This window comes from Winogradskyella sp. (assembly GCF_965228925.1).
In the GTDB taxonomy this organism is placed as follows: Bacteria; Bacteroidota; Bacteroidia; order Flavobacteriales; family Flavobacteriaceae; genus Winogradskyella.
Map to the genome: position 1 here is coordinate 1,209,591 of NZ_OZ245845.1, position 13,131 is coordinate 1,222,721.

The 13,131-nt window shown below is 36.6% G+C and carries 9 protein-coding genes; 3 read left to right on the plus strand and 6 right to left on the minus strand.

Features of this window, described 5'->3' with window-relative positions; all coding sequences use genetic code 11:
* Positions 1-33 precede the first annotated feature (33 nt).
* The 4 genes from bioA to ACO052_RS05080 form a co-directional block, all read right to left on the minus strand.
* Positions 34-1,299, minus strand: a complete 1,266-nt coding sequence (gene bioA / locus ACO052_RS05065) for an adenosylmethionine--8-amino-7-oxononanoate transaminase (RefSeq protein ID WP_422106911.1) — start codon at positions 1,297-1,299, stop codon at positions 34-36.
* Positions 1,300-1,475: 176 nt separating this feature from the next.
* The gene (gene bioD, locus ACO052_RS05070) at positions 1,476-2,087 is read right to left on the minus strand and encodes a dethiobiotin synthase (protein ID WP_422106912.1); all 612 of its coding nucleotides are present in this window, start codon (positions 2,085-2,087) and stop codon (positions 1,476-1,478) included.
* A complete protein-coding gene (locus ACO052_RS05075; protein WP_422106913.1) occupies positions 2,084-2,497 on the minus strand; it encodes a DUF2007 domain-containing protein in 414 nt (137 codons plus the stop codon). The genes bioD and ACO052_RS05075 overlap by 4 nt, the downstream gene beginning before the upstream one ends.
* 30 nt (positions 2,498-2,527) lie before the next feature.
* On the minus strand, positions 2,528-3,664 hold the full coding sequence (locus ACO052_RS05080; protein ID WP_422106914.1) for an aminotransferase class I/II-fold pyridoxal phosphate-dependent enzyme: 1,137 nt from the start codon (positions 3,662-3,664) through the stop codon (positions 2,528-2,530).
* A gap of 262 nt (positions 3,665-3,926) precedes the next feature.
* Between ACO052_RS05080 and ACO052_RS05085 the strand changes: the two genes are divergently transcribed.
* A complete protein-coding gene (locus tag ACO052_RS05085) occupies positions 3,927-5,828 on the plus strand; it encodes a tetratricopeptide repeat protein (protein ID WP_422106915.1) in 1,902 nt (633 codons plus the stop codon).
* A gap of 160 nt (positions 5,829-5,988) precedes the next feature.
* Positions 5,989-7,776 (plus strand): T9SS type A sorting domain-containing protein, encoded by a 1,788-nt coding sequence (locus ACO052_RS05090; RefSeq protein ID WP_422106916.1) that lies wholly within the window; start codon positions 5,989-5,991, stop codon positions 7,774-7,776.
* An 82-nt stretch (positions 7,777-7,858) separates the two neighbouring features.
* On the opposite strand, the gene dinB is transcribed toward ACO052_RS05090, so the two are convergent.
* Positions 7,859-9,076 carry a DNA polymerase IV gene (gene dinB, locus ACO052_RS05095; RefSeq protein ID WP_422106917.1) on the minus strand — a complete coding sequence of 406 codons (1,218 nt, stop codon included), beginning with the start codon at positions 9,074-9,076 and terminating at the stop codon, positions 7,859-7,861.
* A gap of 183 nt (positions 9,077-9,259) precedes the next feature.
* The gene (locus ACO052_RS05100; protein WP_422106918.1) at positions 9,260-12,283 is read right to left on the minus strand and encodes a DNA polymerase III subunit alpha; all 3,024 of its coding nucleotides are present in this window, start codon (positions 12,281-12,283) and stop codon (positions 9,260-9,262) included.
* An 80-nt stretch (positions 12,284-12,363) separates the two neighbouring features.
* Between ACO052_RS05100 and ACO052_RS05105 the strand changes: the two genes are divergently transcribed.
* Positions 12,364-13,131, plus strand: a complete 768-nt coding sequence (locus ACO052_RS05105) for an XRE family transcriptional regulator (protein WP_422106919.1) — start codon at positions 12,364-12,366, stop codon at positions 13,129-13,131.

Sequence of the window (13,131 nt, forward strand, 5' to 3'; positions counted from 1 at the left end):
TACGAGGAAAAAAAATGTATTAAAAATCAATAATTATACGATGTCAAGGCTCTTTTCTATGGTAAAATACACCTTTTTCAACTCTTCATCCGTAATGATATATGGCGGTTGAATGTAAATAGTATTGCCTAATGGACGCAAAAACACACCATTTTTCATAAAGAAAGCCAGCAATTTATCACGTAAATCACCATAACGATTGGCCTTGGTGTTGAGGTCAATGGCCAAAATAACACCGATACTTCGAGTCGATTTTACTTTTGGATGTACTTGAATTTGCTTTTCAAAAGCCTTATGTGATTCTGAAATGCGTTGGATATTATTTTGAATGGCTTCCGTTTGCAACAAGTCTATACTCGCCAAAGCCGCAGCACAAGCCATGGGATTGGCAGAATAGGTATGGCAATGCATAAAGCCTTGCCCAATGGAATCGCCTAAAAACGCCTGATAAATTGTTTCGGTACATGAGGTTATTGCCATTGGGACCAGTCCGCCTGTTAAGGCTTTGCTTAAACAAATAATATCGGGTTTTGTCTCGACATAATCAGAAGCAAAGTAGCTTCCAGTTTTTCCAAAACCGGTCATCACTTCGTCGGCTATGGTTAAAATACCATGGGCTTTACAGCATTTTAGAATCTGGTTAAGCCCATCCGCATTGTGAATTTTCATCCCAGCAGCCCCTTGTACCAAAGGTTCATAAACAAATCCAGCAACAGCTTCTGAAGCTATAATAGCCTTTAATTGCGATAAGATAGCGTCGGTGTTCTTCCCATCAGGTACAGGAATACGTTTAATAGCCATTAAGACATCTTCGAATGGGCCGTTATAAACCGACAATCCAGAGACCGACATGGCCCCAAAGGTATCGCCGTGAAATCCATTTTCAAAGGCAATAAATGTCGACCGTTTTTCACCCTTATTGAAATGGTATTGCAAGGCCATTTTTATGGCAGCTTCCACAGCGGTAGAACCATTGTCGTTAAAAAAAATACGATTTTGACCCTCCGGTAGAATTTTAATTAGGACTTCCGAGAGTTTCACCGCAGGTTCGTGGGTGAAGTCGCTAAACATAATTTGGTCTAGTCGCTGCATCTGGAGATGTACCTGTTCTATGATATAGGGATGACAATGCCCGTACATACAGGTATACCAAGAGGAAATGGCATCGATATAGTCATTGCCTTCTTCGTCTGTTAATATACAACCCTTAGCTTTGATTATGGCCAAACTTTCAGGATGGGTCTGGTGCTGCTTTAGCGGATGCCAAAGGTGTTTTTTATCGCGTTCTTTTAAACTCATATAATTTAGTCATTCCTGCGTGATCACTGAGCGCCATGCCTTCCAAAATCTAGTGCGGCGGACAGGTAGTCGAAGTGAAAACAGGAATCTATTTCTTTTTACATTCTATATATCAGTATTCAGCATAAAGCATCTTTTTTGCCTACTGCCAATTGACATTTGGAGTTTACTATTTGTTATTTTAGATTTTTCGAAAAAATCTTTGCATATTCTTTAATGACATTTTGATCAAAGTAGGGTTCGTCTTCGATTCTTCCTATCACCTTAACTCCTGTCATTTTTTCAATAATAGATTCCGTAGACTTATGCTCATCCCCACTATAAATGACGGAAACATCAAACCCTTTATCTTTTAATGTGTTAATAGTTAAAAGACTGTGATTAATACTGCCTAAATAATGCCGCGATACTACAATGACTTTGTCCTGGGGTTGAATAAGATCTAAAATGGTCTCAGAGTCATTTAAGGGGACTAATAAGCCACCGGCACCTTCAATAACGAGATGGTTTTTAGTCTCTGGCCGTTGAACCCGTTCTAAATTTATTTCAAGTCCGTCTATTGCTGCTGCACCATGTGGGCTCATAGGTGTTTTAAGGGCATAACTGTTGGGATGAAACACAGAGGTCTTATTAGACACCAGCCGTTTTACCTTATGGGTGTCGCTATTATTCAAATCACCGGCTTGTACGGGTTTAAAATAATCGGCTTGTAAGGCCTCAACTAAAATGGCAGAGGCGATTGTTTTTCCCACATCCGTGGATATTCCAGTTACAAAAAAGGTTTTCATTTAATGGGGAATTCGGTTTTACAATCTTCGCATTTATATTGGTAACGGGTACTAAAGGGTAATGTTCCTGAGATAAAACCAACTAGAAAAAAGAACAATGATTTAAAACTCGTAATTGTAGAATACATCTCAATATGTTGACTTCCACAATTTGGACAAACAATGGCTTTTCCTTCATCGTTAATCGAATATTTTCGAATTGAATTTAAAACAGCTTTTGCTTTTTGTACGTCTTTAGAGCGTACCTTTAGTTTAACACCACCAATAGCATTAGAAACCAGTGGGTCTGTATCAATAGTGATATTATCTCTTAAAAATACGTCAATACCATCTGCCTCGAGCCGACCTTTTACAATTTGCGCTTCGGATGAATATTGGAATCTAGCTATGGTTACAAAAGTCTTGTTCATAAATTTCCATTATGAGATGCTGAAACTAGTTCAGCATGACTGCGACACAAAGGTAGCCAACAGGCTCAAGACTTCCGAAATTTCTGCTTTAGAATTATAGCTGTGTAGACAAAATCTTAGACGTTCTTTTCCCTCCGGGACCGTAGGCGATAGAATAGGCTTTACATCAAAGCCTTTGTAATGAAGTTGTTGGGCAATTTTTTTGATGCGTTCGTTTCCAGATATAATACAAGAGTGTATGGCAGATTGGCTATTGATGAATGCATGGGAAAGCTGCTGCCTGATGATTTCAGCTTCGAAAAATTTAATACGTTCTCTAAGTTTTTGTATTTGGTCGGTGCTTTTCAATGCATCATAAGCCATGAGCATTGTCGCTAAAGCATGTGGGGGCAAAGCCGTCGTATATATAAAAGAACGAGAAAAATTGATAAGGTAATCTTTTAAACCTTTTGGGCCTAAGATTGCTGCCCCATGACAACCCAAAGCTTTGCCAAAAGTGATAATTCTAACAAAAATATCAGACTCCAAACCTAATGCTTGTACCAAACCCATATTAAAAATACCAACAGCATGGGCTTCGTCCACTATAAGATGGGCATTGTAGGTTTTACTCATCTGAGACATTGTTTTCAGATCAGGAGAATCACCATCCATTGAGAAAACCGATTCTGTAACAACATAAATTTCCGCATTGTCATGCTGAACTCGTTTCAGCATCTCTGCTAAATCTTCTAAATCATTGTGCTTAAACTTATAGGATTTGGCATTGCTCATGGTGATGCCATCTCTTATAGAGGCATGGACCAGTTCATCATAAAGTATAATATCACCTCGTTGGGGAATAGATGATAATAAACCAATATTAGCATCATATCCCGAATTACAGATCAATACCGTTTTACTATTGTGGATGGCGCAAAGTTGCGTTTCGACTTCGGTATAGAGTTGATGGTTTCCTGATAATAGGCGTGAGCCCGTAGCACCATTTTGTTTGAGGCCATGTTTTACTAAATAGCGATGGGAGGCATCAAAGATGCCTTGAGACTTGGAAAAACCTAAATAGTCATTTGAAGAAAAGTCGACTAAGTTATTGGATTGCCCAAGCTTTCGAAATGCGTTATTAGCTATACGTTCTTCTAGTTTTTTATCGAGTTTTTTAGGGAGCATGAATTCAAAAATACGAAGAGGATATTGTTTAGTAAAATTTCTTTTTTCGATAAAAAATTATCGCTTTTCAATGTTATTATTCTAGATGGTTTTATCTCTACATAATCTCTACAGAAGTGAATTAAGATATAAAGCGTTCTTTTGAAGACACTGTAAATAAAAGCATCGGGGAACTCTTTCCTTGAGACATTATAACCTGTTAAAAATCACGATTGGTTGAAAATGAAATATTCTGTAATTTTAGTAAAAACGAATAGTTATCATGCAGATTTCCTTAAGATTAGTATTTGGGATTTTAGTCGTACTAAATAGTTGCTATTCAATTTCTCAAAACGATACCCAAAAATTAGCAGATACTACAAAGTTTAATGCTTTATTTAAAGAAGCTAAAGAAAGCGTGGGTAAAGATACTCAAATGGCTATTGAACAGCTTAAAGCTTCCTTAGAAATAGAAAACCTATCTACATTCTGTCCAGATTGTGAAATGAAAGCTCTAGCACTTTATGGCAATATTTATTATAGAAACCATCAATTAGACTCTGCCAAACTAATTTATACAAGATTAAAAGATGTAGCCACATCTAATGATCATAAAAAGTATTTGTCGATGAGCCTCAATAATTTGGGAAGCTGTAATAATGCTCAGGGCAATTATGCAGAAGCAATTTCGCTATATAGAAGCGCTGTTGAAATAAAAAGGGAAATTAAGGATACACTAGGTGTGGCAAGAGGATTATTCAATTTAGGCTCTAACTTAATTAAGTTTGGTGATTTTGATAGTGGCTTGGAATACTTGCTCGAATCTAAAGATTTGCGTAAGCAACTTAAGGATACTTCAGGAGTATCCACCGCATTAAATTCAATTGGTGTACTTTATAAAAGGCAAAATGACTATGACAACGCACTCTTATATTTTGAAGATGCTTTAAAAATGAGCGAACTTCAAAAAAACCATAAAGTATCCGTAAGGATTTTGAGTAGTATTGGTAGTGTATATGAGGCTAAAAGAGATTACGAAAAAGCATTGCAATACTACGAAAAAGGGCTAGCGTATAGCGAAACAGAAGGGTTTAAATTCGGACTTGCCTTAACGCTTCTTAATTCTGGTAATGTGCTATTGGAAATGAATGCGTTTAAAAAAGCTAAAGAACGTCTTTTAAAAGGCTATGAAATAGCCAAAGAAATCAAGCGAAATTATTTTATTACCTCAGCATTACATAAACTAGGCTGGTGCTATTATAACGAAGGTGATATTAATAAAGCTGTTGATTACACAAAGCGGGCTATTACTTCTGCTAAAGCGTCAAATGATTTGGCTGTGCTTCGGGATGCATATGAAAAACTGGCTTTGATTTACGAATCCCAACGTAAACATAAAGAGGCCTTAGGCCTATGGAAAAACCATTTTGTGCTAAAAGACTCCTTACTTAACGAAGACAATATAAGAAGTGTTGCAGAGGTTGAGAAAAAACATGAGATAGCGCAGGAAAAATTAAAACATCAAGGTGAAATAGCTCTAAAAGAAAACCAAGTAAAATTACTTGAAAAAGAAGAAGAACTAAAGTCAAAAACAATTTGGGCCTTGAGTTTTGGAATTCTTCTAATTGCATTATTGAGCTTTTTTGTGTGGAAAAATCAAGCACAAAAACTAAAACTCAATCGTAATCAAAAACTGATATTTGAAACTCAACTGCAAAATGTAACATTAGAAAAAGAGCGTATGGCATTGGAAGTTGAAGTTAAGTCTAAAGAATTAAATGGTTTCGCTTTAAACATTCTACAACGTATTAACTTTATTGATCAACTTAGAGGAACCATAAAATCATTAAAAAAAGAAGGTTCCAATTTGGGCAATGAAAAGTTAGAATTAATTGATATAAAACTGAGAGAGACCCAATCTTTTGAAAAGGATAAAGAGATTTTTAAAATGAAATTAGACCGCGAACAAGCAACTTTTTTCAGAAATATGGAAGCAAAATATCCAGAGTTAACTAAAGATGAAATTCGCTTAGCGGCACTTTTAAGAATTGATTTTTCGTCAAAAGAGGTAGCCGCCATACTTAATATAGAATCTAAGAGTGTAGACATGAAAAGGTATCGCTTGCGAAAAAAGTTAAACCTAGACAATACTACCAATCTCAATGATTTCTTAAAGCTTATTTAGTTAGGTTTTAAAGCCTCTTTATGATATACCACTACGTTTTCAAATTTTCTCAAATTTCTCTTCAAGAATTTATACATGTAGATATCGTGTAGAGATTAAAAGATTGAGCTTCATCCATATATACTATACATTTATTATTTAGTATATAACCCCTTAGCTCATGAAAAATAAAATACACTTTTTGCTATTGGTAGTAACAAGCTTAAGTATTAATGCTCAAACGTCACCAAACATTCCATTTGTTAGGTTATCTGAATCTAATGACCCAGACACTATTGAAGAAGGTATAGCTTGTTTTACGAATTCAACCAATGAATATCATGACAATTCATTTTATAGATTTTATGATTTGCAACGTTATGTAGATAGCAATATCATCGATCCCGGAACATTTATGGTAACCAATCTTGAGTTTGCCCAGTCTGCAGCAGAAGATGACACATTACTTACCTATTTTGTGGGAACCATAGACAGAAACGACTACTTTGACGATTATTATGGATATGATGCTTTTCCAAATAGTATTATAGAGTTAAGTCACTTAACAATTCTAGCAAGTGGCAATCATGTGGTGAGATCTTCAGATAATAATAGTTTAGTTAATATTCCAATAAGCCCACTGACTTTCAATACAGATGAGGTTGTGTATTATGCGATTTTAGTAGGTTCTGGAGAATTAGACTCACATTTTTTCTCGATGGGAGGTAATTCTTTTGGAGGTAGCACCCTCAGTTACTTTAATAGTTCAGGAACCTGTGATTTGAGTGATATTAATGATTCTGATCCTAATTCGACATCCGATGTTACTCTTGTTATTCCGGGGAGTGGTGCTTTTTTCAGGGCGATCATGAATATTTATGGAATATCTAATCCTTCTGCAATAGGACCACCACCCAACGATATTTGTGAAATGGCTACTACATTAACAGTTGGGACTTCTTTTGAGGATAATCCAATGGATTTTGCAACACTCAATGCAACACAAGATGGTGGTGGATGCAATGATGGTAGCGCATTGCCTGTAAGCAGTGAGATATGGGTGCAAACAACAATACCGCCTGAAGGTCATCTAGTAGTTGAAACAGGTCCAGATGTATTGACAGGCAATACAAATTTTGTTTCAGGCATGGATGCTTGGCTAGGATCGTCTTGCGATATTTTAACGCAATTACCAGGATGTGGGATATCCAATTATAGTTTACACGATTTTTCATCTATTATCATTGAAGGTACACCAGGAGAAACAGTTTATGTAAGGGTCTTTGGGAATTTCGTAGTGCCATTTTCCATCTCTGCGTATAATCCTCCTGTGCCAACCAATATGATATGTGAAAATGCAGAATCGTTGACTGTAGGCGCAACTTTTGATGACCAGAATGTTGATAGTTCTTTTCTTTGGACCGATATTAATGGGCTATGGTTCAGTTTTATAGCTCCGTTAGACGGTAATGTCACTATTGAAACTGGACCAGATTCAACAGGGCTTATAGCTGCAAATACTTCAATTGCAGTAGTATCGGGTTCTTGTACAAATTTTGCATTTATTGGATCAGACCTTAATAGCGGGAACTTTAACTTTTCAAGATTAGATTTAACTGGCTTAACACCTGGTGAGAGTTACTTTGTTATTGTTAATGATGCGTTCTCAACCTTTAGGGCACCATTTTCAGTATCAGTTTACAATGAAACCTTAGGTATTGATGAAACGGCTTTCAATAATTTCGATTACTATCCTAACCCTGTAGGCCAGACACTAAATTTTGACACAACAGAGCATATAGATCAAGTCACTGTACATAATCTTTTAGGTCAAGAAATGATGAATTTAAGATCTAAGGATAGTACATCTATTACAGCAATGAATTTCTCCGGTTTATCAAATGGGATATACCTTGTTAAGGTTTCAATAGGCAATCAATTTAAAGTAATTAAGGTTGTTAAAGAGTGATAAAAGAACAAACTTAACTGGTATTTAAAATAGATTTTTCAGCTATTTGATTCTAAGGGATAACAATGGTAAATATGTGCCTTTAACGATGCCTATTAGCCAGTAATGGTGGCGGTTCACCTGTAAACGGATTCCAACGACTAATAGTTTTAGCTTCCATACCTGCAGCACACATCACGGCTCTATCTCCATAACGCTCGCGCATGTTGTCCATAGCTTGTGCCAAATTGAGATGCATCTCGTTGTCTTCAAATAAATTGATTTGATGACCGCCTTCTACTAAATGGCTAAAACGAACCCCAATTAACCGCACTAATAATCTGCGATTGTATAATTTTTTAAATAGCCCAAGTACAACAGGAATAATATTATGGTCCATGGCACTATAAGGAATACGTTGTTGCAGAGTATAGGTTTGGAAGTCCGAATAACGAATTTTAAAAGTCACACAAGCCGTTAGTTTATTCCCTCTTCGCAATTGATAAGCTAAGTTTTCTGCCATCGCAATGACCAAACCTTTTAGCTTATGGATATTTGTGGTGTCTTGTCCAAAAGTGCGTTCTGTGGAAATGGATTTACGCTCGTGATATTGAATGACAGGGCTGTTGTCTATACCATTTGCTTTTTTCCAAATGGAGAGTCCATTTTTACCGAGGACTTTGTACATCAGCTCCATAGGCATGTCTTGAACGGTCTGGATGCGCTTTACGCCCAGATCGCATAATGCTTTATAAGTCACATGGCCAACCATAGGGATTTTTTTTACCGATAAGGGGGCTAGAAAAGGTTTTTCAGTCCCTGTCATAATGTGTATTTGGTTATTGGGTTTTGCTTCTCCTGTGGCTATTTTTGAAACGGTTTTATTGATGGATAGTCCAAATGAAATGGGTAACCCGGTTTCTTTAATAATGCGTTGGCGCAACTCTAAAGCCAATTTATGGCAACCAAAGAATTTATCCATACCGGTCAGATCTAGATAGAACTCATCAATAGATGTTTTTTCATAAAGTGGAACGGTTTCTTTTATAACGTCTGTAACATTTTGTGAAAACTTAGTATAAATACCTGAGTTACCTCTAAGTACGATGGCTTCTGGACAAAGCTGTTTTGCCATGCGCATGGGCATCGCAGAGTGTATGCCAAATTTTCGCGCTTCATAACTGCAAGATGCCACAACGCCTCTATCGCTAGTACCGCCAATAAGTACAGGTTTATCATTAAGACGACTATCGAGGAGACGTTCGCAAGACACAAAAAAAGTGTCTAAATCCATATGTACTATAGCACGACTGTTAATCATAATATTAATTATAGGGTTAGTTCGAGTGGTGATTTTTAGAATTAAAATGATAAAAATTAACGTATCGAGAACTTTTAAGCAAACAGACTTCTCGATCGTTCTACTGAGCCTGTCGAAGTACATCTCGACGTTTACGTCTCGAGCTGCCTCAACGACCACAGTCGGGACACTCGAAGTGACATTTTAAACACGGTTCATATTTTTTAGGTCTTTAAAACTTTTCTTCTTTTGAAATGTCGGATTTAACGATTTTATAGCATAACGTGGATCTTCAATAATAGCCGCACGTTCCATACGTGAAACTTCGATATTGACACAGTCGAATTCTACCATAACCTTTCCGGTGATTTCATAGATTCCGTGACCTCTAAATGGGTATTTGGCAGCAACAGGAGGAAAGTGGACTGTATCTATAAAATCGCCATCATAGTCCAAAAATGTACCGAAATACATACGCTTACCATTAGAAGTACTGGTATTTTTCGTGGTTATTAAATAGCCTTTAATACTTATGTATTTATCTTTAAAGGCTAATAAATGCCTAGCACGCATCTTACCAGGACGAGGTTGCTCTAAAAGATAAAAAGGGTTGCATAGCGGAAAGCCTAACAATTCTATCTCATCAAAAGCATTTTCTAAGTCCGTATGGGATAGCTCAGGTGTTTTATAATTTATTTTTTCTGTCTTAAATAAGGTCATTATATGCTCTTGCACTACCGTTTTACTAATCTTTAAATGCGCTTCCCAGAGCAGTTCTCGCTTATTAATTTTCGCAAACCTGAAGGCATTGATTTTTATTAAAATACTAATCTGTTCTATAGAAATAGGCACGCGTTCTATAAAATCATCAAGGGACTTGAATTTACCATTCTTAAGACGTTCTATAAGTATACGTTCAATAGTTTTAGACTCTAAAGATTGTAAAAACATAAGGCCAAGAAAGATGGTTTTGCCCTTTATTATGGCCTCTTTAGAACTGTTGTTTACACAAGGGGATTCGATATTTCCACCGTGCATTCTGGCTTCGTGTACGTAGAGCTCTGTTCGATAAAACCCGCCAAAGTTATTGATAGTGGCAGTCATATATTCTAGAGGATAATAGGCCTTTAAGAATAGACTTTGATAACTTTCTACGGCGTATGAGGCAGAATGTCCTTTTGCAAAAGCATAACCGGCAAAACTTTCGATTTGTCGCCATACATCGGCAACAAATTCATAGGGTTTTCCATCATTTCTGCAGTTATCAAAGAACTGTTGTTTTACCTTTAAGAATTCATCACGCGACCGAAACTTACCAGACATACCACGACGTAGCATGTCGGCTTCGCCGAGCGTAAGACCACCAAAATAGTGGGCAACTTTGATGACATCTTCCTGATAGACCATAACACCATAAGTATCTGGCATAAGATTGGCTAATACTGGATGCGCTTCTCGCCGTTTTTCAGGATAGCGATAACGCAATATATATTGACGCATCATACCGCTCTTGGCTACTCCAGGACGAATTACAGAGCTTGCAGCGACTAGGCCCAAATAATCATTGACTTGTAGCTTTTTTAAAAGCATGCGCATAGCAGGAGATTCCACATAGAAACACCCAATGGCCTTGGCATTTTTTAAAAGGTATTTTATGCGTTTATCTGCTTTAAAGCGCTTAATATCATGAATGTCGAGCTTTGGCTGATTAGGGTGGTTATAAGCCACAATATTTACAGCATCTTTAATTTTTCCTAAGCCGCGTTGACTTAAGATATCAAATTTATAGAGTCCTATATCTTCGGCTGCAATCATATCAAATTGTGTCGTGGGGAATCCTTTTGGGGGCATAAAAGTGGCACCGTAGTAATGGATAGATTTCTCAGAAATTAAAATGCCTCCTGCATGAATTCCCAAATAGTTAGGAAACCCTTCGATATATCGACTGTACTTGAGCACGAGCAGTGATAGTCGGTCTAATTTATTGACATTAAACTTGCCTGCTGTAAGTTTATCTATTTCAGCTTTTGGTAATCCGAACACCTTGCCCAACTCTCTTACTGAAGCTCTGAATTTAAAGGTATTATAAACCGTTAAAAGTGCAGTATGCTTAAAACTTTTGAAGATAAATTGTGTAATGTCTTCTCGGTCTTTCCACGAAAAATCAATATCAAAATCTGGGGGATTCTGCCTAAAAAGATTAATGAAACGTTCAAAGTACAGATCTAATTCTATCGGATCAACATCCGTGATCCTTAACAAGTAAGCGATGATACTATTGGCGCCACTGCCACGACCCACATAAAAGTACCCTTTGCTTCTAGCATATTCTAAGATTTTCCAATTGATTAAAAAATAGGATACAAAGCCTTTTTGTTTAATAATGCTGAGTTCCTTTTCAATACGCTTATAGATTTTAGGATCAACGTCATCCCCATAACGGTATGAAATCCCTTGGTAGGTAAGCTGCTCTAACAATTCATAGTCTGAGGCTTCATTATCGGTAAACGCTTTTTGATTTTTAGGTTCAGTACTTTTAAAATCGAAACGTATTGTACAATGGTCTAAAAGCTTTTGGGTGTTACTGATGAGTGTTGGGAATTCTGAATAGATGTCGCATAGTTCATCATAAGGCAACATAATATCATTTTCATTACCTTCTTCAGATTTTGGCAGTTTGCTCAATAATGTATTGTTGTCGATGGCACGCAGTAAACGATGAGTATTAAATCCTTTTTTATTTTGAAAGGATACTGTTTTTAAGATGACTAGTTTTTCTCGATGTTTATTCCATTTTGAAAATTTTAGTTGATTGAGGTCTTTGGGCGAAATCCCTAAAAATTCATTAGTTTTTAGTTCAAAATCTTTCCCTTTTTGATAAGGGTAAATCACAAAACAATCTTCTAGAGCTTCATCAAGTCGCTCGGGAATTTTTAAATCTTGATGATGAAGAAATTTAGATAAATACTGATTTATATTTTGAAACCCATTATTGTTTTTAGCAATAAGAATAAATGCCTGCTGTACTTTATTTCTAAAATCGACGCCAAGAACAGGTTTTATCTTATAGGTCTCAGAAAGTCTTACAATATCTAAACATGCTGAGGTGGTATTAATATCCGTAAGTGCTAAGGTCTGCACACCATTTTCTGAAGCAATAGCAAGTAAGCGCTCGGGTTTTACAGTACCGTATCGCAGGCTGTAATATGTGTGACAATTTAAATACATAGGGGTTCTGACAAAATTAGCTATTATATGTAGTTATTGTTGCTTATATTTGTAGCAAATACTGTTAAAATTAAGTTCAAATGAAACCGATTCACATTAACATAAGACACCTAAGAGCCTTGAAAAAACATTCCCAAGAGCGCTTTGCCGATGATTTAGGCTGGACGCGTTCCATGGTAGGCTCTTATGAAGAAGGGCGAAGTGAGCCACCAATTGACCGTTTAGTAGACTTGTCTAATTATTTCAATATTCCTATTGATATTTTGGTGCGTAAAGATTTGCGCAAAGCCAAGGATACCTCATTTATTGAAGTGGGGAATAAACGCGTATTGTTTCCGATAACTGTTAATGAAAATAATGAGGACCTTATCGAAATTGTACCTGCAAAAGCTTCAGCGGGATATTTGTCGGGTTACGATGATCCAGAGTATATAGAACAGCTTCAAAAAATTAAATTACCTTTTCTGCCTACAGGGACGCATAGAGCCTTCCCAATAAAAGGCGATTCTATGTTGCCTGTTAAGGATGGTGCTTTTGTAGTTGCCAAATTTGTCGAAGATATGAATGAAGTTAAAAATGGAAGAACTTACATTGTTTTAACAAAAGATGACGGTCTGGTGTATAAGCGCATTTACATGACTGAGAAAAATGCAGATAGCTTACTGTTGAGCTCTGACAATAAATCGTACCAACCCTATTTAGTACCTAAAAGCAATATCCTAGAGCTTTGGGAGTTTACCTGTTGTATCAATACCCAGGAGTATGATGAAAAAGAACTAAAGCTCAGTAGTATTATGACCATGTTTCAAGAATTAAAAGTAGAGCTGGAAGCTGTAAAACAGATGTAG

Coding starts and splice junctions, on each gene's coding strand:
- bioA (WP_422106911.1), bottom strand. CDS start 1,299: ATGAGTTTAAAAGAACGCGATAAAAAACACCTTTGGCATCCGCTAAAG.
- bioD (WP_422106912.1), bottom strand. CDS start 2,087: ATGAAAACCTTTTTTGTAACTGGAATATCCACGGATGTGGGAAAAACA.
- ACO052_RS05075 (WP_422106913.1), bottom strand. CDS start 2,497: ATGAACAAGACTTTTGTAACCATAGCTAGATTCCAATATTCATCCGAA.
- ACO052_RS05080 (WP_422106914.1), bottom strand. CDS start 3,664: ATGCTCCCTAAAAAACTCGATAAAAAACTAGAAGAACGTATAGCTAAT.
- ACO052_RS05085 (WP_422106915.1), top strand. CDS start 3,927: ATGCAGATTTCCTTAAGATTAGTATTTGGGATTTTAGTCGTACTAAAT.
- ACO052_RS05090 (WP_422106916.1), top strand. CDS start 5,989: ATGAAAAATAAAATACACTTTTTGCTATTGGTAGTAACAAGCTTAAGT.
- dinB (WP_422106917.1), bottom strand. CDS start 9,076: ATGATTAACAGTCGTGCTATAGTACATATGGATTTAGACACTTTTTTT.
- ACO052_RS05100 (WP_422106918.1), bottom strand. CDS start 12,283: ATGTATTTAAATTGTCACACATATTACAGCCTGCGATACGGTACTGTA.
- ACO052_RS05105 (WP_422106919.1), top strand. CDS start 12,364: ATGAAACCGATTCACATTAACATAAGACACCTAAGAGCCTTGAAAAAA.